Annotated in this window: 25 protein-coding genes; 15 read left to right on the top strand and 10 right to left on the bottom strand. The window is 43.2% G+C overall.

The features are described 5' to 3' along the window. Positions 1 to 12: 12 nt before the first annotated feature. The 9 genes from napA (at position 13) to arsB (ending at position 8,140) form a co-directional block, all read left to right on the top strand. A complete protein-coding gene (napA, locus tag M9194_RS17405) occupies positions 13 to 2,502 on the top strand; it encodes a periplasmic nitrate reductase subunit alpha (protein WP_250613965.1) in 2,490 nt (829 codons plus the stop codon). 45 nt (positions 2,503 to 2,547) lie between these two features. Continuing rightward, positions 2,548 to 3,003, top strand: coding sequence for a nitrate reductase cytochrome c-type subunit (locus M9194_RS17400; RefSeq protein WP_250613964.1), 456 nt, complete (start codon positions 2,548 to 2,550; stop codon positions 3,001 to 3,003). A 30-nt stretch (positions 3,004 to 3,033) separates the two neighbouring features. Further along, positions 3,034 to 3,612 carry a NapC/NirT family cytochrome c gene (locus M9194_RS17395; protein WP_250613963.1) on the top strand — a complete coding sequence of 193 codons (579 nt, stop codon included), beginning with the start codon at positions 3,034 to 3,036 and terminating at the stop codon, positions 3,610 to 3,612. A 10-nt stretch (positions 3,613 to 3,622) separates the two neighbouring features. Beyond that, on the top strand, positions 3,623 to 3,757 hold the full coding sequence (locus M9194_RS17390; RefSeq protein WP_250613962.1) for a TIGR02808 family protein: 135 nt from the start codon (positions 3,623 to 3,625) through the stop codon (positions 3,755 to 3,757). Between the two features lie 143 nt (positions 3,758 to 3,900). Beyond that, complete coding sequence (locus M9194_RS17385) at positions 3,901 to 4,641, top strand: 5-oxoprolinase subunit PxpA (RefSeq protein ID WP_250613961.1); 741 nt, start codon at positions 3,901 to 3,903, stop codon at positions 4,639 to 4,641. Next, the gene (locus M9194_RS17380) at positions 4,642 to 5,343 is read left to right on the top strand and encodes a 5-oxoprolinase subunit B family protein (RefSeq protein WP_250613960.1); all 702 of its coding nucleotides are present in this window, start codon (positions 4,642 to 4,644) and stop codon (positions 5,341 to 5,343) included. Next, positions 5,343 to 6,290, top strand: coding sequence for a 5-oxoprolinase subunit C family protein (locus tag M9194_RS17375; RefSeq protein ID WP_250613959.1), 948 nt, complete (start codon positions 5,343 to 5,345; stop codon positions 6,288 to 6,290). The genes M9194_RS17380 and M9194_RS17375 overlap by 1 nt, the downstream gene beginning before the upstream one ends. 371 nt (positions 6,291 to 6,661) lie before the next feature. Beyond that, entirely contained in the window at positions 6,662 to 7,003 is a 342-nt protein-coding gene (locus M9194_RS17370) for an ArsR/SmtB family transcription factor (RefSeq protein WP_250613958.1), read from the top strand. A gap of 81 nt (positions 7,004 to 7,084) precedes the next feature. Next, entirely contained in the window at positions 7,085 to 8,140 is a 1,056-nt protein-coding gene (gene arsB / locus M9194_RS17365; RefSeq protein WP_250613957.1) for an ACR3 family arsenite efflux transporter, read from the top strand. 5 nt (positions 8,141 to 8,145) lie between these two features. On the opposite strand, the gene M9194_RS17360 is transcribed toward arsB, so the two are convergent. Beyond that, positions 8,146 to 9,600: an FAD-dependent oxidoreductase gene (locus M9194_RS17360; RefSeq protein WP_250613956.1), complete on the bottom strand. Its 1,455-nt coding sequence runs from the start codon at positions 9,598 to 9,600 to the stop codon at positions 8,146 to 8,148. A 689-nt stretch (positions 9,601 to 10,289) separates the two neighbouring features. On the opposite strand from M9194_RS17360, the gene M9194_RS17355 reads away from it, so the two are divergent. Next, entirely contained in the window at positions 10,290 to 12,719 is a 2,430-nt protein-coding gene (locus tag M9194_RS17355; RefSeq protein ID WP_250613955.1) for an alkaline phosphatase family protein, read from the top strand. Between the two features lie 180 nt (positions 12,720 to 12,899). Continuing rightward, the gene (locus M9194_RS17350) at positions 12,900 to 13,520 is read left to right on the top strand and encodes a peptide deformylase (RefSeq protein ID WP_250613954.1); all 621 of its coding nucleotides are present in this window, start codon (positions 12,900 to 12,902) and stop codon (positions 13,518 to 13,520) included. A 188-nt stretch (positions 13,521 to 13,708) separates the two neighbouring features. On the opposite strand, the gene M9194_RS17345 is transcribed toward M9194_RS17350, so the two are convergent. From M9194_RS17345 to M9194_RS17335, 3 genes are all read right to left on the bottom strand, one after another. Beyond that, positions 13,709 to 13,933: a hypothetical protein gene (locus tag M9194_RS17345; RefSeq protein WP_250613953.1), complete on the bottom strand. Its 225-nt coding sequence runs from the start codon at positions 13,931 to 13,933 to the stop codon at positions 13,709 to 13,711. Positions 13,934 to 14,117: 184 nt separating this feature from the next. Beyond that, positions 14,118 to 16,553 carry an ABC transporter permease gene (locus tag M9194_RS17340; protein ID WP_250613952.1) on the bottom strand — a complete coding sequence of 812 codons (2,436 nt, stop codon included), beginning with the start codon at positions 16,551 to 16,553 and terminating at the stop codon, positions 14,118 to 14,120. Then, the gene (locus M9194_RS17335) at positions 16,553 to 17,227 is read right to left on the bottom strand and encodes an ABC transporter ATP-binding protein (protein ID WP_250613951.1); all 675 of its coding nucleotides are present in this window, start codon (positions 17,225 to 17,227) and stop codon (positions 16,553 to 16,555) included. Before M9194_RS17335 ends, M9194_RS17340 begins: the two co-directional genes overlap by 1 nt. Here M9194_RS17335 and tesA point away from each other — a divergent pair. From tesA to M9194_RS17320, 3 genes are all read left to right on the top strand, one after another. Beyond that, complete coding sequence (gene tesA / locus M9194_RS17330) at positions 17,226 to 17,825, top strand: multifunctional acyl-CoA thioesterase I/protease I/lysophospholipase L1 (RefSeq protein ID WP_250613950.1); 600 nt, start codon at positions 17,226 to 17,228, stop codon at positions 17,823 to 17,825. The two genes, M9194_RS17335 and tesA, sit on opposite strands and share 2 nt — an antisense overlap. Positions 17,826 to 17,902: 77 nt before the next feature. After that, positions 17,903 to 19,090 carry an enoyl-ACP reductase FabV gene (gene fabV / locus M9194_RS17325; RefSeq protein WP_250613949.1) on the top strand — a complete coding sequence of 396 codons (1,188 nt, stop codon included), beginning with the start codon at positions 17,903 to 17,905 and terminating at the stop codon, positions 19,088 to 19,090. 88 nt (positions 19,091 to 19,178) lie between these two features. Continuing rightward, positions 19,179 to 20,831, top strand: a complete 1,653-nt coding sequence (locus tag M9194_RS17320) for an ABC-ATPase domain-containing protein (RefSeq protein WP_250613948.1) — start codon at positions 19,179 to 19,181, stop codon at positions 20,829 to 20,831. A gap of 62 nt (positions 20,832 to 20,893) precedes the next feature. On the opposite strand, the gene M9194_RS17315 is transcribed toward M9194_RS17320, so the two are convergent. Then, on the bottom strand, positions 20,894 to 21,508 hold the full coding sequence (locus M9194_RS17315; protein WP_250613947.1) for a DNA-J related domain-containing protein: 615 nt from the start codon (positions 21,506 to 21,508) through the stop codon (positions 20,894 to 20,896). 153 nt (positions 21,509 to 21,661) lie between these two features. Then, positions 21,662 to 22,501 (bottom strand): isopenicillin N synthase family dioxygenase, encoded by an 840-nt coding sequence (locus M9194_RS17310; RefSeq protein WP_250613946.1) that lies wholly within the window; start codon positions 22,499 to 22,501, stop codon positions 21,662 to 21,664. A 269-nt stretch (positions 22,502 to 22,770) separates the two neighbouring features. On the opposite strand from M9194_RS17310, the gene M9194_RS17305 reads away from it, so the two are divergent. Then, complete coding sequence (locus M9194_RS17305) at positions 22,771 to 23,247, top strand: CreA family protein (protein WP_250613945.1); 477 nt, start codon at positions 22,771 to 22,773, stop codon at positions 23,245 to 23,247. Positions 23,248 to 23,318: 71 nt separating this feature from the next. Here M9194_RS17305 and M9194_RS17300 read toward each other — a convergent pair whose 3' ends face one another. The 4 genes from M9194_RS17300 to nrdG all read right to left on the bottom strand — a co-directional run bounded on the left by M9194_RS17300 (position 23,319) and on the right by nrdG (position 26,329). Continuing rightward, positions 23,319 to 23,960, bottom strand: a complete 642-nt coding sequence (locus M9194_RS17300; protein ID WP_250613944.1) for an ATP-dependent zinc protease family protein — start codon at positions 23,958 to 23,960, stop codon at positions 23,319 to 23,321. A 23-nt stretch (positions 23,961 to 23,983) separates the two neighbouring features. After that, a complete protein-coding gene (locus M9194_RS17295; RefSeq protein ID WP_250613943.1) occupies positions 23,984 to 25,165 on the bottom strand; it encodes an amino acid aminotransferase in 1,182 nt (393 codons plus the stop codon). A 150-nt stretch (positions 25,166 to 25,315) separates the two neighbouring features. Beyond that, the gene (locus M9194_RS17290; RefSeq protein ID WP_250613942.1) at positions 25,316 to 25,687 is read right to left on the bottom strand and encodes a DUF805 domain-containing protein; all 372 of its coding nucleotides are present in this window, start codon (positions 25,685 to 25,687) and stop codon (positions 25,316 to 25,318) included. A 174-nt stretch (positions 25,688 to 25,861) separates the two neighbouring features. Beyond that, positions 25,862 to 26,329, bottom strand: coding sequence for an anaerobic ribonucleoside-triphosphate reductase-activating protein (gene nrdG / locus M9194_RS17285; protein WP_250613941.1), 468 nt, complete (start codon positions 26,327 to 26,329; stop codon positions 25,862 to 25,864).

Raw genomic sequence — 26,329 nt, 5'->3', positions numbered from 1 at the left:
GAAGGGGGAAGCATGAAGTGGACAAGAAGAGATTTTATTAAAGCCAATGCCGCTGCATCCGCCGCCGCAGTTGCAGGGATTACGTTGCCAGTATCGGCAACCAACCTAATTGTTAGCGAAGACAAAACAAAGATTAATTGGGACAAAGCACCCTGTCGTTTCTGTGGAACTGGATGTTCAGTTTTAGTCGGTACTCAAAATGGTCGAGTAGTTGCTACTCAGGGCGATCCAGCAGCGCCAGTCAATAAAGGCCTGAATTGCATTAAAGGCTATTTTCTTTCAAAAATCATGTATGGCAGTGATCGACTTACTCAGCCGCTTATGCGAATGAAGAATGGCAAATTTGATAAAAATGGTGATTTTACTCCTGTGAGCTGGGATGTGGCTTTCGACACTATGGCAGAAAAATGGAAAGCCGTGCTAAAAGCCAAAGGACCAAATGGCATCGGTATGTTTGGTTCAGGGCAATGGACTGTCATGGAAGGCTATGCCGCTGTGAAAATGATGAAGGCCGGTTTTCGCTCAAACAATATCGACCCCAATGCCAGACACTGTATGGCTTCTGCTGTGGGAGCCTTTATGCGGGCATTTGGTATTGATGAACCCATGGGTTGCTACGATGATTTCGAACATGCCGATACTTTTGTTCTTTGGGGGTCTAACATGGCCGAAATGCACCCGATACTGTGGACTAGAATCACCGATCGTCGTTTGAGCCATTCCCATGTCAAAGTCAATGTACTTTCCACGTTTTATCATCGTTCATTCGAGCTGGCAGATACTGGCTATATCTTCAACCCACAAACCGACTTAGCGATTGCAAATTATATCGCTAACTACATCATCCAAAATAACGCCGTTAACTGGGATTTTGTCAACAAACACACACACTTTAAACAAGCGACAACTGATATCGGCTACGGCCTACGAGACGATAATCCACTACAAAAAAAAGCAGCGCATCCTAATAGCGGCAAAATCTCAAGCATCACCTTTGAGCAATATAAAGCCTCTGTCGCCCCTTACACTTTAGAAAAAGTGGCCAAGTTGTCCGGAGTAGATAAAGACAAATTAGTCACGCTTGCCAAGCAATATGCGGATCCAAATATTAAAGTGATGTCACTGTGGACCATGGGGATGAATCAACATACTCGTGGCGTCTGGATGAATGGATTAGTCTACAACCTCCATTTGTTGACTGGAAAAATTGCCACTCCGGGCAATAGCCCATTCTCATTAACTGGCCAACCCTCAGCCTGTGGCACAGCTAGAGAGGTGGGAACATTTTCACACCGACTCCCTGCCGATATGGTCGTGGCTAACCCTAAACACAGAGAAATCGCAGAGAAAATATGGCAGTTGCCGAGTGGCACTATACCTGCAAAACCAGGTGCTCATGCCGTAGAACAAAACAGGCAGCTGCACGATGGAAAGATAAATGCGTATTGGCTGCAATGTAACAACAATATGCAAGCAGCACCCAATATCAACGACGAGTCTCTACCAGGATATCGAAATCCAGACAATTTTATCGTTGTATCTGACGTTTACCCAACCGTAAGTGCTCAAGCAGCAGATCTCATATTGCCGACCGCGATGTGGATAGAAAAAGAAGGGGCTTACGGCAATGCTGAACGTCGCACCCAAGCTTGGTATCAACAAGTCAAATCCGTTGGAGACGCTAAGTCAGATTCGTGGCAAGTCATGGAGTTTTGCAAGCGCTTTAAAATAGAAGAAGTCTGGCCCCAAGAGCTCTTAGATACACACCCAGAATACCACGGTAAAACGATGTACGATGTGCTCTTTGAAAATGGCGTTGTCAATCGTTATCCGCTTGAGGAAGCAAACGAATTGAATGATGACGCCCAACATTTTGGGTTTTATGTACAAAAAGGTCTGTTCGAAGAATATGCCACTTTTGGGCGTGGACATGGTCACGACCTTGCTCCGTATGATAGGTATCATGAAGTCAGAGGGCTGCGTTGGCCAGTCGTTGATGGGAAAGAAACCCAATGGCGATATAAAGTTGGCTCTGATCCCTATGCTAAAGGTAAGGGCGGCTGGGATTTCTACGGAAAACCTGACGGAAAGGCTTGGATTATCTCCGCCCCTTATGAAGCACCGCCAGAGTCGCCCAACGAAGAGTTCGATATGTGGCTATGTACTGGACGCGTTTTGGAACACTGGCATACCGGAACCATGACCCGTCGAGTCCCAGAGCTCTACAAAGCCGTACCTGATGCTTTGTGCTATATACACCCCACCGATGCTAAAGCGCGAAATTTAAGAAGAGGAGAAGAAGTACTTATCTCCAATCAACGTGGTGAAATAAGAGCACGAGTAGAAACACGTGGTCGGAATCGGCCTCCACAAGGATTAGTGTTCTTACCGTACTTTGACGCCGGTATTCTGGTCAACAAATTGATACTTGATGCAACTGACCCATTGTCCAAGCAGACCGACTATAAAAAATGCCCGGTCAAAATCACTAAAGTCGGTTGACCATCAACCTCACCTCGTCGATGGAAATATGGTGGAGAATTTGGAATGAACTATTTAACTCTATTTTTTACCCTCTTTGTTACTGCTTTTAGTAGCAGCACTATTGCGGAAACTTCCGACCCTGGTGGTGTTGGAGGGTTAGAATCATTACGTGGAATAACGCTCATCGAAGTGACACGTCCAGCAGACACACTTAAACAGGTACCGAAAGATCAAATTGTTGAAAGCAGTTATGTCTTTCAACCACCATTAATACCACACAGCATACGCCACTACGAACTCTCCTTAAATGCCAACAAATGTTTGTCTTGTCATAGCTGGAAATATGCTAAAGAAATGGGGGCAACTAAAATCAGTGTCACTCACTATATTAACCGAGAAGATGCCGTCCTTGCTGATGTGTCACCAAGGCGCTATTTCTGCTTGCAATGCCATGTCACTCAAGCTTCAGCCAAACCATTGGTAGAAAATAACTTTGAACGCGTCGAATCGCTACGTTGATTTCTCGCTACACCGTGTAAGAGGCTAACGATGAGATTATTAAAGACATTTTACAAAAGGCTGACCAGTCCAAGTAAAGCAGCTGTTGGTATCGTCTTATTTATGGGGTTTATTGGCGGGCTGTTATTTTGGGGGGCATTCAACACCGGTATGGAAGCCACTAACACTGAAGCATTTTGTAGCAGCTGCCACGCGCCAATTGTCGCAGAAATACAAGAAACTATCCATTACTCCAATCGTTCTGGAGTAAGAGCGATTTGTTCCGATTGCCACGTCCCCCATAATTGGACAGATAAAATTGTTCGTAAAGTACAGGCGTCCAAAGAGCTGTACGCAGAGTTTGTGTTGGATTCGATTGGCACTGAAGAAAAGTTTAAAGCCCGACGGGCACATCTTGCCGAACGTGAATGGGCAAGACTCAAGAAAAATGACTCACTGGAGTGTCGCAACTGCCATCAGTTTGAATACATGGATTTTTCAGAGCAAGGACCAAGAAGTGCCAAGCAGCACTCCACTGCACTTGCTTCTGGGGACAAAACCTGCGTGGACTGCCACAAAGGCATTGCGCACAACCTGCCAGACATGCACGGTGTAGAAGGCTGGCAATAGGGAGAGAGTTATGAGTACATTAGAATCTGTGATCTGGCATGTCCTCGGTTATAGTGCCATCCCGTTTATTATCTTAACCGGCTTTTTAGCTGTCGCAGTTGTCTGTATTTGGATATTGTCCCTTTGGAAAGACAAGGAAGTATAACAGCGAACGTCTATACAGACCTATTCTTTACCTGATTTTTACAACAATAAAAACACACACTTAAGTCAAAAGTTAGGCTATTATGAAATGGCCAAAGTTGGCAATATGGGTGACTGTCCTTAGAATCAGGTGAGACGAAAACTATGAAGAACAACACCATTACACTTAACTGCGATATGGGCGAGAGCTTCGGCCCATGGACAATGGGTAATGATGAGCATGTCATGCCTCATATCGACATGACAAACATTGCTTGCGGTTTTCATGCGTCTGACCCACACATCATGAGTAAAACCATCGACCTAGCAATCCTGAATAATGTTCAGATAGGCGCTCACCCGAGCTATCCAGATCTTCAAGGATTCGGTCGCCGCTCTATGTCTTTTGACCCTCTAGAGTTATCTGAAATATTGATCTATCAGATTGGTGCATTAAAAGCCTTGTGTGAAAGCAAAAACACCGAATTGAGCTACGTAAAACCTCATGGCGCGTTATACAACGACATGATGAAAGATCACCAAGCCTTTGAAGCGGTGGTGGACGCGGTTTCGTGTTTTTCTATACCTCTGATGATGATGGCGACCATAGATAACCAAGCGTATCTTGATATTGCCGACAGATACGAAGTACCCCTATTATTTGAAGCATTTGCCGATAGAGCCTACCTAGGAAATGGTACCCTCGCACCACGTAATCAGCAAGGTGCCGTTCTACAGCACCAAGACGATATATTGGGCCAAGTTAAGCAAATTTGCCAATATGGCAAAGTCACCAGCTTGGATGGCTTTGTCGTCCCTATCGAAGCTGACACCATTTGCGTACATGGTGATAACGAAGATTCAATCCAGCTTATTGAAAAAATCAAACAATTATTGGAGAACTAAGTGCCAATAACCACTTCGATAGAGCAGGTTTCAGAATGCGCTGTAATGATTCGATTTAACGACGACACTAGCGATAACTTGTCAGAGATCATTGGTGGCGTGACACAGTCACTTTCCATCAAGCTGAGTCATAGTTCTATGGGCATTACCCCCTCTTTCGCTAGCATACTTGTCGAATATTACCCCCATCGAATTTCATTTGAACACCTATCATCCATTGTGAATGACGTATTGTCGCAACCTATTACTAGCTCCGCTTGCACCACAAGTACCCTTGAGCTGCCTGTGTATTATCACTTGTCGGTTGGACCTGATCTTGCCAGCTACCACAATAACGGCATGTCGACCAGTGAAGTCATCTCATTGCACAGCTCAACAACGTACGCTGTTGCAGCAATTGGTTTCGCACCTGGCTTTGCTTTTTTAAGTGGTCTCGATGAAAAACTAGTGTTATCAAGAAAGCGAACGCCACGAGTGTCTTTACCAAAAGGAAGCGTTGGCATTGCTGAGCGCCATACGGCGGTTTATCCGGATAAATCTCCCGGGGGATGGAACATCATCGGCAACTGCCCCATTTCTCTTTATGACCCACAACAAGACCCTATGATTCCCTTCAGCATCGGAGCCAACGTAAAGTTTTATCCTGTCGATTTAGAAGAATTTCTAGCACTCGGTGGTGTCATTAATCAAGGGTGGTCTTAATGAAAAATAGTAACCATGGATTGCGAGTAATTAAGCCCGGCCCTTTAACCTTAACCCAAGATATTGGGAGGTTTGGCTTTACACATATTGGAGTGACTCAAGGTGGTGCGATCGATGACTATTCGTTCAGTTGGGCAAATCACCTGTTGGGTAATGCACCAAATACCAGCTGCCTAGAGATTACCTTAGGTCAGGTGGAGTTCGAAGTTCTACTAGACTGTATGTTAGCCATTTGCGGAGGAGATTTATCTGCGCAACTCGACAACTGCTTACTCAACAATTGGAGTACATTCCATGCGAGGAAAGGCCAGTTTCTAAGTTTCAAATTACCTAAAAATGGGCTCAGGTCCTACTTGGCAGTAAAAGGCGGGTTCCGATTTCCACAACAGCTAAACAGTAGCGCTTGTGTTTCGAAAGATCACCTCGGTGGATTGCAACAAAATGGGCAGGCCATCGCCGAGCACGATTTAATTGAATTTTGTTCACGCTCTAAACAAATAATCGAAAAGCCCACTCAGTTAACATTCAAGTTTCGCCCAGATTACAATTTGCCGATCACTTTGAGAGTCATTGAAAGTTACCAAGTTAGCCAGTTTGACGATCAATCCCTACAGGCAATTTACTCTCAACCGTTTACCGTTGATCAACACTCAAACAGGATGGGATACCGGCTATCTTGCTCTCAAGCTATCACTGTGCCAAACGAGCCTATTCTCAGTGAAGGCATCACGCTTGGTGCAATCCAACTGCCACCAGATGGGCAACCTATTGTGTTACTTAATGACCGTCAGACGCTTGGGGGCTACCCTAAAATAGGTTGTGTTGCGCGTATCGATCTACCTCGGTTAGCACAGGCCAAACCTGGACAAACAATTCGTTTCGTAAAAGGCGATTTAAACGAGTTACAAAAGACATGGTGCCAATGGGCTAATTTTTTTGGCTACTAGGGCGTGTTGACCTTTTGAGGCTAAATTTTGTTCGAATTCTAAGCCTTTTAATCGCGGCGCAGGCTAAGTAGCTTAGTCATTCTAAGTGATTAGCCTGTAACAAAGAGTAAAAGGCTTAGAATCGAACCCTTCGGGCAACGCCTTGGCGTCACTTTCTGCGTTGTTAGCGTTTATTTGTGTAGATGGCTACACGGCATAAACACTGCCTAGCATAAAATAACGCCAAGGCGCTGCAAAAATAGTCGAAAAAGGTCAACACGCCCTAGAATACCCTAGCAAGTTCAAGTTGTATTGTTGCGATCAATTTCGTTGACAGAAAAAACGATCAGGAGTAGATTAATCGCAATTCGACGATTAACTATTAATGTCCTATGAACAATCAATGCTCCCCAGATTATAATCCCAGTATGCCAGATAGTGACAAAGAGATTGCTTTAGAAGCGCAATTGGCTTCATTAGCCAAAGCAATCTCGCATCCAGCGAGGATAAGGATACTTAAGGTATTACTCACGTTGGATAAGAATAATGGATGTTTAAACAGTGATTTAGTATCAGAGCTAGGGCTTGCTCAATCTACTGTGTCAGAGCACTTAAGAATCCTAAAGGCTGCTGATCTGATCACCGCAGAGCCCATACCACCAAGAATGTGTTACCGCATCAATAAAGAGACACTCACTAAGATTAATAGCGTATTTAATCACATTTTCATGTAGTTACACCTCTAAGCGTAACCGGTTACACATTCTACGCTTTACTTAATCGTCTTTCGACGATAAACGAACAGGAGAAACAAAATGATACCTGAAACGACCAAACCCAAACTCAGTTTTTTAGACCGCTATCTAACGCTTTGGATATTAATTGCCATGGGGGTAGGAGTAGTGATCGGTGTTACGTTTCCCAACATAGCAGAAGTTAATCAATCCCTATCTGTTGGGAGTACGAATATTCCCCTTGCTATTGGACTCATTCTGATGATGTACCCTCCTCTGGCAAAAGTAAATTATCGACTACTGGGCCAAGTCGCCCGGGATAAGCAAGCGATTACGTTATCATTGATTATGAACTGGCTCGTCGGCCCTGTTTTAATGTTTGCTCTCGCTATCATATTCCTTGGCGATCATCCGCAATACATGATGGGGATCATACTCATAGGGCTGGCTAGATGTATTGCGATGGTGCTAGTTTGGAATGATATTGGAGGTGGCAATAAAGAATATGGCGCTGCGCTGGTTGCATTAAACAGCGTGTTTCAAATTGTCAGCTATAGTTTCATGGCTTGGCTATTTATCACTGTCTTACCGCCGCTATTTGGCTTACAAAGTGTCGAGATTCATATTTCCTTTTTTGATGTTGCTGAAAGCGTGCTGATTTATCTTGGTATTCCATTCGCCGCTGGTTATCTAAGCAGAGAGGCGTTAGTTCGAATCAAAGGGGAAAATTGGTACAACAACGTTTTCATACCCAAAATCTCGCCAATCACCTTAATTGCGCTATTGGCTACCATCGTATTGATGTTCAGTTTAAAGGGCGAAATGATCCTAGCACTGCCAATGGACGTGATAAGAATTGCCGTCCCCCTCGCCATTTACTTTGTTCTGATGTTTTTCACCAGCTTTTGGGTTGGGAAACGGCTAGGCATCGAATTCGACAAGAATGCTTCCATTGCTTACACCGCGACAGGGAACAACTTTGAGCTAGCCATAGCTGTATCTATCGCGGTATTCGGTATCAATTCTGGTCAAGCTTTTGCCGGTGTTATCGGCCCGTTAATTGAAGTGCCGGTTCTCATTGCATTAGTCAATGTGTGTCTACGACTTAAGAACCGATACAAAGCCATTCGTGTTTGAGATCATTAAAATACCTTCGCGAGCTCTGGAGGGTAGTTCCTTTGTATCGCTAACTCCACGGCTCTATTTTCAACTTGCTCAGCATTTAGTGACACTGTCACCTCATGCTGAGTAAGCTGATCATTGCTTAAATAATCATGCTGATGTACGTCATGCTGATGTGCGACACGTAAGCCCCAGCGTTCTATTATTTTTTTCGCTGCCTCAACGGCTGACGAACCTTTGACCACTTCCATTCGAGCGTAGTCTTCACCAACAAAAGATACATCTGCCGCCCTCAATGTGACGTTGTCACCTGGTATTTGCTGAGCACCATATAATGGTTTACCTAAACGCTCGGCGGTAGAATATTCAGGGATAAAGCGACTAAGATGTCTGATCGCTTTGTCTGTCCTCTCTTCTGCGACTCGCTCAGTCCAACCACTATCCATCTTTGCTTTTAAGCGGACTGGTAGCATAGGCTGTGAAGAGTAAACACTAGAAGTAACCAATCCATCATTGAATAACGTGATGTCTTCTGTCATTCCATGCAGCTGAAACACACCATTTGGATAAGGCGTTAGCTGTGCCATACCATTTTTTGTACCCCGCACCCCGTGAAAAATCACTTCTGGCCATTTTTGTTGGCAACTGGGCCACTGAGTAACATAAGCGGCTTTAAACTCAACCAGCCTTTCTCGTGGATAATCAGCGAGATCATCGATGACTCCAGTTTCGTAACCACACGCATTGATCAGATAGTCAGCATTCAGCGATAGCTGCTCTCCATCCACGTTGGTACATTGGATGTGCCAACCTTGCTCTTGCTTCGATACTTTTTTCAGCTCCGTGTTTAAGTGAATCTGGCAATTTGGGTATCGCTCCAATGTTAAAGCAGCGCTTGCAGCCACCCTAAACAAACTCCAACCATATTCTTGCACAACAATAACGGGAAATTTTAGGTTATCCAAATCGACATGCTGTGCAAACGGAATGACCCAATCATCTGTCGTCATGGGAATAAGTGGTTGAGTAGACTTTGCAAGCCGTGTTAAATCGGATTTTGTATACAGCTGATAGTAATCTTCTGGCTCACCAAGCACCTTATTTTTCGGATCAATGTCGACCAACTCTTGATAATAATTGGACACCGAATCTAAACGGTTGATGAGGGACTCTGCACTTCCAGAATCGTCTTTTGGCACCGCAATGATTGTGGGACGCACATTCAAGGTATGTGGGAAATAGCGAACGGTATCAATCGACTGTTTCAGTAACTCTTTACATTGATCCTCTGGGATCTCTCTATACAGGTTACCACCAGCGTGTAAATGGCAGATAGGAGGCCCATTGACTAAACTAGGCCCTTTTTCAATAAGAAGGACATCCGCTCCATGCTCAGCTAAATGCATTGCAGCCGTTGCCCCTGCGATGCCAGCACCGATTACTGCGTAAACCGGTTTGGCTGTTGTATGACTCATTAACAAACCATCAAATACAGTTATGCCTTGTCATTATATTGTAGTGAAATTCATATAGGGTTTAAATCACATTTTTAGTACGGATATAAACCGAGTTATCGATAATTTCAACCACAAAAAATGAAATATTTTGCTTGACTGCCGATCTGAAATAATACGGTAAATCTGCCTTTGTGTATAACAATTACAGTACAGCCCCGAGCCATACAGGCTTGGGTACTAATGTAAAGTTATCTACAGGGAAAGTTATCCCAAACTTTATCCACTGATTTTGTGGATAACTGGATAAAGTATTCAATAATCACCACAAAGCACCCTTGCCCCATGGGGATTAGTTGGTAAATGCATCGAAGCTTAGCCAAATTTTTTGAGTATTATAATGAGCAAACGTTTAACTCAAGTATTTTTTCGCTTTATGCAGCTATAAAGCGATATACCCAACCGTTTTCAGCATTAAAGTTAGAATAAAACCCCTTCATCCATGCTATCAACCAGCTCATTAGCTAGTTTTTCTATAAGTTCATAATTTACAAGACGTTATTCTGAATTTAAATAACGTGATTGTCACTCTGTTTTCAAAAGAATGTCATGATACAAATTGTAAGGTAATAGCACTCGATTCAGTCACATTTATTTATGTAATGAATTCAACCGTTAATCATTACTTTTACAAACTATCGTGGTGAGTTATGTCTTCTGATAACAATGAAACTGGTAAAAAACACTTTGATATTGGTAAACGCTCTTTCCTTAGAAAAAGCTTTACGGCAACAGCAGGAATTGCTGCCGCATCTGTAGTCGGCACTGGACATGCTGCTACCGACCGAGCGTTACAAATAGAACCTAACTATGAATATGGTGATAAAAGAGACTTAAAACATGTCATTATTTTAATGCAAGAAAACCGCTCATTTGATAGCTATTTTGGCACTATGCCTGGAGCGCGTGGATTTGCCGATCGCTACCCAGTCAAACAGCAACATCTTAAAACCACTTCAGGTGATCCGCAGTCTGTATTTTTGCAGTCTCAAAATGGTAGTGCTGACCACCAAGGCGACCAAGAGTTTATTTTTTTGTTTGATAAACCAATATGGCCTTGGTATTGGGATACCACCAGTTCAGATTTTAAAAAGTATGGTTTTGCCAACCCAGCAGATGTGACTCATTCAACCGAATCACAAGTGGGCGCATGGAATGAAGGTCGTTTGGACAACTGGCGACCGGCAAAAGGCGACTTCACAATGGGTTATTACACGAAAGCTGACATACCAGTGCAATGGACGCTTGCTGAGAACTTCACGACATGTGATGCTTACTACTGTTCGATGATGGCCCCAACCACACCAAACCGTATTGTCCAATGGACTGGTACTTTCAATGCTTCTGGCGATCACGGTGGCCCCGCTTGGGATGACTCGAACTCAGATCTTAATCCAACCAATATCCCCGCATACAGTTGGAAAACTTTACCTGAAACCTTTGTAGAAGAAGGAATCAGCGTTAAGACCTATCAAAATATGGCGGACAATTATACCGACAACCCCGTAGAGAGCTTCGAGACATATCGTTCAATTTTCGAATCAAAAGATGTCAGTAGCCCTTTATACCAAGCCTGTTTAACTGGCGATAGCCATTTCATGCAAGACTTTGCCAATGATGTGTTAAACGATACCCTACCCGACGTTTCATTTGTGATTGCACCTGCTGATTGGTCTGAGCATGCAGAGCCTTCAACCCCTGTACAAGGTGGAGCTTTTGTGGGCAGATTTTTGGAAATGCTGGTTGCTAACCCTGAAGTCTACGCTAAAACTCTTCTTATCTATAACTATGATGAAAATGATGGCGACTTCGACCATATGCCACCACCAGCCGTACCAACGGTTAAAACGACTTCCTCGGGACAGAAAACCACCTATGGTGACTGCAATATCTCTACCGATGGCGAGTATTACAACTATTCTAACCCAAGTAATCCATTACCCGATGATGTCATGGGTCAACCCGCAGGGCTAGGTTTCAGAACACCCTGTACCTTGATTTCTCCTTGGACTACTGGCAAAAAGATCTCATCGACTGTGTACGACCACACATCAGTCATTCGATTATTAGAAGAGTGGAAGGATTTTCGATGTGACCTTATCAGTGACTGGCGTAGGAAAGTTTGCGGCAATTTACTAGACCTACTCGATTTCTCTCGTCCAAGCCAAAACATTCCTAAGTTTTCGCTAATGAGCTTAGATCAGGCCGATACGATTGCCGCTAACGCTCGTCCCCATTGGTTAAATGCATACAAACACGCTTTTGAAATATTGCCTCAGTCCTACAGCGCCGACTCGGTTCCACAAGTGCTGCACGAGGAGACTGAATCATACAGAACGCCTTATCGTGACAGAGTGTTTGCGACGATGAGCCCGGAAGAAAACGAAGCGTGTCAGCTGAATATCACCTTCGAAAATACCGGTGAGCTAGCCACCGTCTATCATGCGTATAATTACGAAAAATCGGATGCATTTCCAAATGGCTACGAAACGCCGCGGCGCTACACGGTCGATAACCCAACCGAGTTAGATGACGAATCCGGCCAACGTAACCCAATAGGAAAGCGCTTGTTTGGTAGCTGGAAACTCACACCTCAATACAACGAATATGATGTTCGTATCCACAGTAACAACGGATTTTACCGCCGTTTCAAAGGCAGTATCGACGAAAACAGCATGCCAACATGTCCGGTAGATGTGATTGAAGAGTATAAAAATCACTCAAAGTTCTGCGAGCTGATGTTAACTTTGTCTTTGAATCCCATTTTTATGGGAGAGGAGCGCTATCGGCACCGTCATCATCACAAACACTTCGTTGTTCGCATTACACCAGTGCAAGTTCACCCGTATCATTTATATCCAGAAAAGGTGGTTCGTCTACACAACCTTGAACACTTTCGTAAGGTCAGGTTTAAGTTAGATCGTTCGCATAACTGGTACGATTTTATTGTCACCGTTGATGACTATCCAGATTTTGAAGTCCATTTGGCAGGAAGAGTAGAGCTAACAAAAGGCAGCACGGCACTAACGGTATCAGACCCAGCGATGGGTAGCACTGACGCTGACTTTAGCGATAACTAAACGTTTTAATACATTTGCTGTTATCCAATTCAGTCTTTATCTAACTTTCCTTGCTAGTCAGCTAGCAAGGAATAATGAATACTAAGTGATATAAGCGGATACGCCGAAAGTTGAGTAGATTTAACCCTATAAACTTTGCTATACAAGGAGTGCAAATCACAACTAATAGAAGGAATCCAAATGACATTGGCGATAATAAATAATGAAGAATCTTCCAACCGTGAAGTATTACAATCCTGTGCTAGCAAAGTTGGCTTCCCATTAAGCGATGAAGATCAGATTTTGATCGAAGAAATGAAACAACGTCTGTTTGAATTAGAGGGCGTAGGCTTAGCCGCTCCTCAAGTGGGTATCAGCAAAAAAATCATCGTTGTTTACATTCCGAAAAATGCGGCACTGCTTCGAGACGATGCCAAACCATACGATATGCACACTTTAATCAATCCCAGCTACCGTCCATTGGAAAACAGCACAGTCTACTCTGATATCGAAGCGTGTTATTCAGTAAAATCTAAAGCAGGTAAAGTCAGACGTTATCAGCAAATAGAGTTAACGTACCAGGACGAACACGGTAAAACTCATCGAACTATAGAAGAAAGTTTTTATGCGCGAGTACTGCAGCACGAAATCGACCACATTGAAGGTGTGCTTATTACGGACCGACTAACTAGCGAAGACGTACAAGGAACCATTGAAGAAATGATGTCGTTACGACGAGAAGAGCTACCGGAAGATAAAAAGGAAATATTTGATAAACTCGTGCAAGAAAAAACACTCAGTCGGACAGAAAGTGAAAGGTAATGCCAAGCCTTCAAGGCACAAGTATCTAGATACCTCAAAAAAATAGACTGTATTTTTAGGAATTTATCGCATTAGCCTATACGCTCGTGCGTATAGTTTACCACTGCCAATTAACGACATTTCTAGTTGTTTGAAACGATGGTATTTAGTCCATTAGATTTGCTCGCACTGTCCTATGCTTAAAAGTGTTACTGTAGCGCTCCCATGATTAACGCTTCTTCTAACGGGTTTACCGCAACCGTTGTATGAATGTTACCGTCGTTAATTGACAGCATATCGTTATGAAACTGGAAAGACTCTTGGTTTACATATTTGCCACAAGCGGAATAGTCACCGCCAGATACAACATAACGTTTACGATGTAGATCGAGTTGTAAAATATAACCGCTCGATAACGCCAATTTAAAGTTCATTACCAACTCTGTTAATATCCTCATTATCAGTAAGTAGAAAAACTATACTATAAATCCTCATTCTGCAAGGATATAAATCGCACAATATCTGTTATATTGTTAAATTTTTATATAAATTTAATACAAAATAGTGCATTTTGTTTAATTTCCTTTAGATATAATCACTTAGCCTTCTTGTAACCATTTACGACTTCTGTATTGGGGTAAGCATACGTTTTATCAGCCCATTTACGACCAACATAAGGACAAACACGGTAAGTATTGGCAGCACAATCCAGAGCTGATAGTGGAAGGCAGTATGCACCTCAAAGCCATAAAGCATAATTCCTTTGACAACGAATTCAGCCGCAATAGTGGCAATAAAACCTGAAATTAATGCCATCAAGCCAAATTCTGCCCATAGTGTCTGAACGACACGTTTCTTGCTTGCTCCCAGAGTCCGGTAAAGTTGAATTTCCTGCTGGCGCATTTCAACACTCAGTTTGAGCAAGGTAAAAATCAAAATTAGCCCAGCGACAACTCCCAGCGCCGCCAATCCAGATATTGCTAGTATGATTTGTGTCAGCAGTTCACGAATTTTCTCGCCCATTAAGCGAATATCCATCAAGCTTACTGTTGGATACTCCCGGGATAACTGACTAATTAACTGATTGTGCGCATTATCTATCCTAAAACTCACCAACCAGGACATGGGTATGTCTTTCAATATATCGGGAGTAAAAATAAAATAAAAATTCGGCTTCATATCGCGCCATTCCACTTGGCGAATACTATTAATTTTAGCGTTAAACTCCTGACTATTAATTGAAAAGGTTAAGTCATCGCCAATTTTCAACCCCAGCGCACGAGCAACCTCTGACTCAACAGAAACACCACCATTTTCCGTCCAATGCCCCGACAGTACTTTATTGTATGATGGGTTTTCCGTTGCCCAGGTAAAGTTTAGCTCTCGACGTAGTGCATCGGTATCTTCTGTGTTATGAGTTAATGCTTTCGCATCTACGCCATTTATTTTCACCAACCTGCCTCGAATAATGGGAAAAGCCTGTGAGCGCTCTATATTGGAGGAGTCTAGCACTCCTAAGTAAGCGTCTTTTTCATAAGGGGCAATATTGAAAGCAAACGCATTAGGTGCATTTTTTGGTAGAACTCGGTTCCAGTCAGACAACAAATCAGTTCGTACCAACCATATGATGCCTAACATCATCAGTGATACCGCTAACGCTCCAAATTGAACGCCACTCGCGAGTTTGGAGCGATTTATCCGACTGATCGCCAATTTAAATGGTATCGATACTGGCAACCCACTCAGGATTTTGGTGAGTAGTAAACTCGCTATCGCTAGTATGACAAACAGCGCGACGATACCGCCAAATACCAACCAAACGAGAATATTGTCTCTATAGGTAATCAGCATGGGAACAACTGGTACCGCAATTAAAATAATATTCAATAAGCGATATGGCGCAGTTTTACTGGGCTGGATGACTTCCAGTGCACTCACGTTTAGAAGACGATTGAGCGGAATCCCTAATGCTGGCACTGCGATTAAGATGCTGGTTGAAATAGCTAATATCGCAGGTTTCAATCCGTATCCAGGCAAAGGCTTAGGCAAAATATCCGCAATGGGTATTCTCAGAAGATACTCAATAATACTGCCAAACAACACGCCACAAACTATCGCGACTAACAGCAATATCAGCACCTGTATGGACAACCATTTTGCTACCCAATTTTTACTCGCTCCTAAACTTTTGAGCATAGCAATGGTTTTTAACCTCGATGCGACATAATGTTGGCAAGTTAAGATCAAAGTGGTCGCAGCCATAATGACAACAATGGCAACGGTTAAGGACAAGTATTGCTCCGTTCTTTGGAAAATCTCGTTTGTTCTGCTTTTGCTTGTGGTATCGCGCCACCGATCACTAGGCCCTAGAGAAACGGAACGCTTTAACTGTTCTAGCTGAGACTCAGACCCTGCTAAAAATAGGCTATATCTAACTCGGCTTCCGGTTTGAATCGCGCCTGTCGCGTCGATGTCACTGCGATGAATAATGGCCGTTGGCATCTGCTGAAATGGATTAAAGCTCAAACCCGGTTCATCAACAATTTGACCCGATAAAACAAAGTCTGCATCTCCAATGGATATTTTATCGCCAGGTTTTACTTTGAGTTGCTCAATTAAGCGTTGCTCCATCCAGAGTTGATTAGGAGATACGCTCGTTCGCTTGTTCTGGTCAGAACCTAAAACAAGACTTCCCAGCAACGGGTAATTTGAATCCACCGCTTTAACCGTAATCAGCTGCATACTGTCATCACTAAAAGCCATCGTATTGAATCGGGTCATTTTTGATGATGTCAAGCCATCTGTTGCGACTTCTTTTAGTAGTTGCTGAGGGATAGGATTTGCAGAAATAAAGACGCTGTCTGCAGAAAGCGCTTCTTTGCCCTTCTTGACAACCACTTGCTCCAATCTTTCTGCAAGGGCTGTTAAGGCAAAGATTGAGGCGATAATTAAAGTAATGGACACCGAAATAGGCCAAAGTTGCCCATGCACGATCTCTTTCCAACTCCAGGCAACCATTTGGCCGAAGCTATTCTTGCCTTTCAAGATGCCCATTAAGACACCTCCAAATGACCAGAGCTCATGTGAAATACGCGATCACATCGCTCAGCTAGACTCAAATCGTGGGTCACCATGACCAAGGTCGTATTGTGTTGACGATTTAAATCAAAAAAAATACTAATCACTTTCTGTGCAGTCTTTTGATCTAGGTTTCCAGTGGGCTCATCAGCAAACAAGACTTTGGGCTCTATCATGAATGCTCGCGCTAATGCGACTCGCTGCTGCTCACCTCCTGACAATTGGGCAGGTAAGTGATCCAATCGATTTTCCAAGCCTACAGAGGCCAAAAGCTGCTTCGCCCTTGGTACATTTTCTTTCTCACCTTTTAGCAAACATGGTAGCGTGACATTTTCTATCGCAGTGAGGCTCGGAATTAACATAAAACTTTGAAAAACAAACCCCACTGAATGACTACGAATATATGCCCTAGCCTCTTCATCGAGTGCTGAAAGGTTTTTGCCTAACAAATACACCTCACCTGAAGTAGGAGTATCAAGACCGGCAAGTAGTGTCATTAACGTCGACTTACCAGCTCCCGATGCGCCGACGATTGCCACGCTTTCACCGTTACCAATCTCTAAATTTACATCTTGCAAGATTGTTAAATTTTCATGGCTAGTAGAAACTACCTTGGATAAAGATTTAGCCTGGATAATGGATGTTTGCATGATTCGACTACTTTCCTTTGTACTGTTTGTCACGTTCTCAAGCTACGCAAGCGGCTCCACCCTGTTAATTTTAGGCGATAGCTTAAGCGCGGGTTACCAAATGCCTATTGAAAAAGCCTGGCCAAGTCTTTTGAGCCAATCCCTAAAAAACCAAGGAAAAACGGTCACCGTTATTAACGCTAGTATCTCAGGAGATACCTCTGGCAATGGATTAATGCGCTTACCTTTACTTTTAAAACAACACAACCCAGACGTCGTCCTTGTAGAGCTAGGAGCAAACGATGGTTTACGTGGCTTTCCGGTCAAGGTGTTAGAGACTAACTTATCAAAAATAATACAGCAGATCCGCGAAGGAAGTTCCAAACCACTCTTGATGCAAATCCGCATCTTACCCAACTATGGAAAGCGATATACTGAAGCGTTTTCAAATGTTTACCCCACTGTCGCACAAAAAGAGAAGACCCCTCTTATTCCCTTTTTTTTGGAACAAGTTGTAACAAAACAAGGTTGGATGAAGAGTGATGGTTTACACCCAACCGAAGCCGCTCAGCCTTGGATATCAGACTATGTAGCCAAACAAATCGCTCAGTATCTCTAACTTTACTGGCATAGCTCAATAAATCAGAGTGCATGTTGCGTTACTGTGAAGATTCTCGGTAACTGAAGGTATGAGATATGATTGTAGAACCAATAATAAATGGCTTGATAGCCAAAACGGCACATCCTATCGGCTGTGAAAAGTCTGTCGCGAATCAAATAAATTACATACGCTCTAAGCCTGCCATTATCAAAGCGCCAAAACGTGTACTTGTGCTTGGTGCCTCTTCAGGCTTTGGACTCAGTGCAAGAATAGCACTTACATTTGCGGGAAATGCAGAGACTATTGGTGTCTCGTTAGAAAGAGCTCCAACGGCGAACCGAACAGGCTCGGCTGGCTGGTACAACAATTTGGCATTTAAACACCATGCTGAAAAGTCAGGTAAGCTCGCTATCAACATCCAAGGAGATGCATTCTCAGAAGATGTGCGAGAACAGGTTATTGAAGCAATAGAAACGTATTTTGAAGGAGAGGTCGACTTAGTTATATACAGTCTGGCAAGTAGAATAAGACCTAAACCCAATAGTGACTGTTTTTGGCGCTCGAGCATTAAACCCATTCAAAGACCATACAAGGGCCACTCAATATTATTTGAAGATAGTAGTTGGCATACGCATACTTTGCCGCCCGCGATTAACGATGAAATTGAAAGCACTAGAAAAGTGATGGGAGGAGAAGATTGGGAGTCCTGGATAGACACTCTAATTAACTCTGAGTCTATTGCACGAGGCTGCCGTACCGTTGCATTTTCATACATTGGCCCAGAGTCCACATATCCAATTTACCTAGATGGCACCTTGGGCCGAGCAAAAATTGATCTTCAACAAACAAGCCACGCTCTCAACCTAAAACTGGCAAATTTTGCGGGCAATGCATTTTCTGCGGTTTGTAAAGCCAATGTCACCAAAGCGAGTGTCATCATCCCAGGATTTACGCCTTACCTATGCGCGTTATATAAGGTTATGAAACAAGAAGGTTTACACGAAACCTGTATTGAACAAATGTATCGACTCTTTGCAGATAAAGTATATTCAGAGAGCGGCCACGTCCCAGTCGATGGAGAAAGGTTAATAAGAACTGATGATTGGGAGCTCAAGCCATACGTGCAAAGACAAGTCAACGACATTTTGTCGCGTATGAACGCTGAGAATTTTGCGCACATTGCCGATTACACTAGCGTTAAAAATGAATTTTTGCAGCTCAATGGGTTTGCTCATGATGGAATAGACTACTCTAAAGACATCGATCTTTTAAAACCGAGCTAATCCCTAATATGGCGATAACTAATTATCTTTACTCTAAGGCAGCGGGTTTTTATAATCGCTGCCTTATTTTAATATCAGTGAAAAACTCATGGATCAGCTAATTGCAAAGCTAAAAAAGCTTGAAAAACAAAATTATCGAGCCTATCAAAAAATCAAAGGCCAATATGACTTCAAAGATTTCACTCTGTTTGTCGACCAAGCCCAAGCTGATCCTTACGCTCCATCGTCAAGATTTAGGGCTCTGAGACCTTGGCCGTTAACCGATCTCAGCTGGCTGTTAGAACAATCCCAAGCTTATCAAATTGCGGCGCGTGATTATATCGCTCGCTGCTTTGCTGAACTGAGTTTTCAAGAGAATACGGTCAACATTGTTACTTGTGGCCAAACAATTCTTGATAGCACATCGGTACTATTCACCAATGAAGGCATTGAACTGCGCTTTAAAGTGGATCTACCCGCTGATGGCCGCAGTATTCTGGCAAAAAAAGCAATCAACCTGATCACCTTCCACCTACCCAAATTTATTCGACGCGCCACTATCGAGCGCGAGCTTGATATACATGCTTTAAAGCGTCACTGCGAAACCTACGAAGATCAGGAAGCGCTGAGAGGACAACTTAAACATCACAACTTGGTGGCGTTTGTTGCGAATGGTAGTGTGCTTCCACGAGCTTCAGGTGCCAGTGATAAACCAATGTCGGACGCCATTGATTTTGTTTCCCCTGAATCGCTTGAAGTGACACTAGAAACACCAAATCAAGGCAAGCTTAAAGGGTTAGGCATAAAAAAAGGCGTCACCCTTATTGTCGGCGGTGGATTTCACGGCAAGTCCACGTTACTCCACGCCATTGAACGCTCCATATACAACCATATACCCGGTGATGGCCGTGAAAATATTGTATGTGATGCAAAGGCAATGAAAATTCGAGCCGAAGATGGCCGTTGTGTCCACCACTTAAACCTTTCTAATTACATCAATCACTTGCCTAATGGTCACGATACTCAAAATTTCGTCACTCAAGACGCCTCAGGTTCAACGTCACAAGCGGCTTGGTTGCAAGAATCTTTAGAATCAGGAGCCAGCAGTTTACTGATTGATGAAGATACGTCCGCAACCAACTTTATGATCCGCGACGAAAGAATGCAGCTTTTGGTGGATAAATCTGACGAGCCGATTACTCCGTTAGTCGACCGAGTAAAGCAGCTTAATGAGTCGTTAGACGTATCCACTGTATTGGTTATGGGTGGATCAGGTGATTATCTGGATGTCGCCGATACTGTGATTCAGATGCACAATTATCAACCTGTTGATGTGACTGACAAGGCGAAACAAGTTGTCGAGACTCATCCAAACCAACGTAGTTATGAGTGTGAAACAGAACTGAGAGAATTTGCACCCCGTTCATTCGACTGTTCCTGCTTACAAGCAATCCTTGCTGATGGAAAGTTCCGAATCACAGCAAAAGACAAGTCCTCGCTACGTTTTGGGAAGGAGTCTGTCGATGTGTCTGCGCTTAGCCAAATTGAATCCTTTACCGAACTCAATGCGATTGGCTGGTCTTGGTTTCAGCTGGCTCAAAGCCCTGGATGGTCAAAACACCCAGCCAACGAGTTGAATGCCTTTCTAAACGAGGATTGGCAAAAAGCCATTCCTAACCACGTTGATGCGAGCAAACCTAGAGTGTTGGATGTGATGGCTGCCTTAAACAGAATGCGCAAAGCTCGATTTAAGAACACCTAACGTTTTAAAAAATGTAGCTCGGTGATTTGTAACCGAGCTATTCCCTCTATTTTACATACACCTTAGTGCCGTAGCACATGCCAAGCTTCACACAGCACCCTAAATTTTTCACTGTTACCACTTTCTCTGTCTGGATGCCACTTAAGCGCAAGCTTTCGCCATGTCTTACGAATTGTTGAAGGCGTTGCATCATCAGGCAGTTTAAATAACCGTAGTGCTTTGCTTCTATCCATATCCGCACCATTGGTACTACCCACATGTTTGCGGTACTTAGTCCAGAATTCGTTAAGTAATCTTTTCACTTCCCCTTCTTCTGCTTCGTAGTTATGCCAATGAATGTAGTAATCTCTAAGAGGATCGTCTTCATCAATCTCACTCCCATTAACCGAAGTGACAGAAAGTAGCACGATATCCATGGCTTTCACTTGCAGCCACTTTTCCGGATACAAGGTTTCTTGCAGCTGATAAAGCGCATTCATAATGAGGAAATTACGCTTAAACAAATCTTTTTCTGGTGAGGCATCTAGTATAGGCATGAAGCCTAAAGAGCTAAGATGAGAAGCGAGGGTATGAACTTTCCAACCAGACGGGCGTTTTCTTAACACTTCATAAATGGGCCACACTAGCGGGTTTTCCATGTAACTTTGAAATGTCGCGGTGAGTTCCTGCTCTGACATTGGGGTACTTTTCGAAGGTGGATAATTAAATATTCAAATAGAACTCAGCACATTTGTCGAGCAGATACTAATTTCTCTTTACTACTTCATGATCTCGTCTACAAAAATGCCGACGCGTTTGCGTCGGCATCAACAATGATTGATCTTATAAGATCAAAGCACACCTAGTTCTCTAAGACGCTCTTTGAGGTAGCTGTCCGCTGTGTAGTTCTCAGACAACACAACTTCTGGCTTTGGATGCAAAAACAGAGGTAGGGAAATACGTGAGCTTTCCTGACGCTTCCCTGTTGGGTTGATCACTCTGTGGGTCGTACTTGGGAAATAACCACCCGACGCTTCTTGCAACATATCGCCAATGTTAATGATCAAGCTACCAAAATCACATGGAACATCAAGCCACTCACCATCTTGCGCTTTAACCTGCAAACCAGGTTCATTAGACGCAGGCAGTACCGTTAATAAGTTAATATCTTCATGCGCAGCAGCACGGATAGCACCAGGCTCTTCATCACCTGTCATTGGTGGATAATGCAGAACACGTAACAGAGTCATCTCACTGTCTTCAATCATTTTTGATAATGCGATTGAAAACTTCTCTTGTACCTCTTTTGGCGCGTGCGCTTCCACCCAACCTAGTAGCTCAGATGCAAACTCGTTTGCTCGGCGGTAATAGTCCAAAATTTGGTCTTTTAACTCAGGAGGGATCTGACCCCAAGGGTAGACATGGTAGTACTCTTTGATATCTTTAACTGTGTGTCCTTTCGCGACTTCTGACACATCAGGTGGAAAGTAGCCATCTTGAGTTTCTACGTTGTAGTGATAGTCGTTTTTCTGTCCGTTAATAAAAAACTCGTACCAGTTTTTATAGATAGATTCTACTAACTCTTGTGGGATTGGATGGTTTTTTAACACACCAAATCCAGTGTCACGTAGAGACTGAACAAATTGCTCCGCTGCATTTTCTGCGCGATAATCGACTGTTTCCAATTTCATAGCTTTACTTTATTGTTTTCTGATTAGGCAGGAATTTTAGTTTCGACCTGTAATCAAATCAAATATTCATGTGAATATTATGCAAATCTAATTCATTAATGTGTTCCCTGTAACATTTCCTTGATGCATTGGGCAAATGCATGTCTGCTCTGTTGGTTAGAAACGCTGCACAATACTCGATTCAACCGTATTGTTGTTACCCGTTTCGTAGTACTTCCCAGCCTAGTCTTGCTATCATGCAAATATCTGTTTACTAAACCAAAGAAACTATGAAGACAAAACTCACCCTTGTGGCTCTGATGTCACTGGCACTGTTTGGCTGCGATAACAATGAAGTTGGCGACGTCAGTTTAGGCATGTTTACCATGAAAGACATTAAACTGAATCACTTTCAAGATCCTGTGGTGACGGGAGTAACCTGCCACCTAGCATCCATTGATGCCAAGATGAGCCTATCTGACCCTAGCGATGGTTCAATCTCTTGTCGCCAGACAGGCCCAATCACACCAGCCATGATCGCGAAAATCGATAAGTCAAAATCTGGTGACGTCATTTTCAAACAATCAAAAAGCATTTTCTTTAAAAATATGAAGGTGCGCCGAATATATGATCCGACAACGCAAACCCTGATGTACTTGTCGTATTCAACCAAAGAAACCTCCGGTAGCTTTAAACATAGCCTCTCAACAGTACCATTGTGGGGGACAAAAGCTTACGTACCACCAGCGGATAACAAAGACGCTTAAACGAAAACAGCCCAAATCAACTTATTTGGGCTGCTGTTTGGTGCCATAGCGCTTTAAGTATTGGGAGTGTTCTAAGATTTAGGTTTCGGCTTACCTTGGACATATTCTCGCCCCACATCAACTATGGCGATGTCTTTGAAAAAGTTTCGCCCCAAAATGACTGGGTATTCCAGATGTGTCCGATCTGTTAGGGTAAATTCCGTTTTTTCACGCAAGCCACCTAACTCTACCCAAGAAATCACGACGGGCCGTTTATCTTCTTTATCAGAGTTCGCCTGCCTAACCTTCGCCCACCGCTCGACAGGCAATGACATTTCTTTGGAACGAACAGAATCATGGACAATAGTAAACTTCACCCAATCTTTACCATCTCTTTCGAACAGAACGATATCAAGAGCACTAATTGACGATGTGGTAGCACCTGTATCAACTCGTGCTTTGAAATTCATCTCCATGCCTGGAATGTGAACCCATTCTTTAGAACCGAGTATGGTTTTGCCATCACTGGTTTTCTTAGGCTTTACTACTGGTTTTGGCTTAGACGGTTTTTGTTCAGCGGGTTTAGTCTGAGGTTTAACTGGTGTGTTTACCACTTTGTCTACGGGTTTAGGTGGTGGTTTTTTATCAGGTGCCGAAGCTTTCTGTGTGTTAGCGCAGGCAAATAGTGTGCTACTCACAATAAAAACAATGATGATTTTCCATGTGCTTTTCATTCCGACACCTAATTTCAATGAGTTTAAGAAACCTCAACTATGGCTTTCGCCACATACGGGATATGTTTCTCGGTAAGACCTGCAATGTTGATACGGCCATCCCCTACTCCATAAACACCATATTTTTCACGTAGTTGAATCATTTGGCTTTCAGTAAAGCCTAGCACGGAAAACATCCCTTTGTGGCTTTCAATGAAGTCAAATTGTGAACTATCATACGTGCTACGGATCTCTTCACATAATCCTCTGCGTAAGTTCACTAGCCTTCCTTGCATCTCAGACAGCTCAGCTTTCCATAGTTGTGTCAGAGAGTCATCCTGAAGGATAGTTTTCACAATCGCCGCACCGTGGTCTGGTGGCATGGTATAGGTCGATCTGGCTAAATTCAGTATCTTACCTTTAGCATTTCCGGCTTCTTGAGACGACTTCCCGATAACAATCGCCGCGCCAGTTCGCTCTCGATACAAACCAAAGTTTTTCGAGCAAGACGTAGTGATAAGCATTTCCTCTACATTGTCTGCCATGAATCTGAGGCCTTTCGCATCTTCTTCCAATCCATCGCCAAACCCTTGATAGGCGATATCAACGAATGGAGTAAAACCATTTCTTTGCGCTAATTGAGTAATGCTTTTCCAAGTGTCAAAATCGATATCTGCACCAGTAGGATTGTGGCAGCAGCCATGTAGCAGAACAATGTCGTTTGGGCCAGCTTTAGAGATCTCTTCCAACAGCTTAGAAGTATTCACTTGCTTCGTATCCGGGTCAAAGTAGGTGTATTCTTTAACGTTTAAGCCAGCAGCTTGCATCACAGGTCGATGGTTCACGTAGCTAGGGTTGGATATCCATACCGTGCTATTAGGTTGGGCCACTTTCACTAAGTCCCCAAGCATCCTTAACGCACCACTCGCTCCAGGGGTTTGTACTGCTGAGCACCGACTGTGAGCGCTTGTACCAGATAGCAGGAGATCGACCATGGATTGGTTAAATTCTTCACAACCAGCCAAACCTACATAAGCCTTAGTTTTTTGAGTTTGAGTTAAGCGCTCTTGAGCACTATGAACAGCTTTCATAATCGGGGTTTCCCCCAAGCTATTACGATACACGCCAATACCTAAGTCAACTTTGTTATCTCGAGTATCGTTTCGAAATGCAACGGCAAGGGAAAGTATGGGGTCTAAAGACGAGGCGGTTAATTTTGAAAACATAAGAGCCATATACCTTTAACTGGAAAATGGCTCTCAAGTTAACATTAGACTTACTAAATTCGAAGCATAATTTGTGACTTTTGCATGGCAGGTAACTCTTTAGTTAACAGACCATAAATCACCTCATTTTAATCCCTCTAGTAAAGTGACTTACGCGTGCTTTGGGTTTACACCATATTGATTTTCGCCGGGTTGACTGTCAAATACAAAGAGCACTAGTAATACTATTGCACCAACTATTGGGATAAGTTGTATCAGCATCATCCAACCGGATCTGTTTGTATCATGTAAGCGACGTACACTCACCGCAATTGTTGGGATAAAAGCGACCAAAGCATAAATAAAATAAAGAACGCTGAAGCCAATTGCTGTGTCAGGATTCAAAAAGCTCGCTATTCCGGAAACCACCATTAATAGCATCATTACTATCGTATTGAACAAAATGAAGTACCAATATTCTTTTCGCCTCGCGCGACCTGTAAACACTGCATATTTCTTGAACGCTTGGATATACCATTTCATTACTATTGTTATTCCTTACTGAATTACATATTTTATCTAATAGAAAACTCAACAAGCATAGTATTTTCATATACTTGTTGGGCAGGCATTGTAACGATTTGCATTCAATTAGAAAATAAGATTTTGTACCTAGTAATCGTAATAATATTAAGTAAGTCCCCTATTTGATGATATTCAAGTACTGAAGCGATGAATCACTTGGTTTGCAGAACCACACCATCTAAGGCTCGGGTTTGCTTGACTTTGAATAAACTTGCCATCGATCAAAACATCGACGTAGTTGACAACTTTTTGTTGATCCTCGCTCAGCTCATTTAACGTATACCCTGTCCACATCCAGATATCTTTGTTTTTGCACTCGCGCTTAACCCGGTCAACAAGCTTTAATACCGTACTGAGATTTTCCGGGTGCAGTGGATCACCTCCAGATAATGATAAACCTTGACGCTTTATCCGTTTGTCCTGCAGATCTGCAATAATCTGGTCCTCTAACGCTTGGGTAAACAGCGTGCCTGAGTTTGGTGACCAAGTTGATCGGTTGAAACATCCTCGGCAGTGGTGTTCACAGCCGGAAACAAACAACACGCAACGAGTGCCCTCGCCATTGAGGACATCAACGGGTAGATAATTATGATAATTCAT

It is taken from the genome of Vibrio sinus, assembly GCF_023634645.1.
GTDB classification, from domain to species: domain Bacteria; phylum Pseudomonadota; class Gammaproteobacteria; order Enterobacterales; family Vibrionaceae; genus Vibrio; species Vibrio sinus.
The sequence above is the reverse complement of the archived record's forward strand: the minus strand, read 5'-3'. Positions and strand labels throughout refer to the sequence as shown.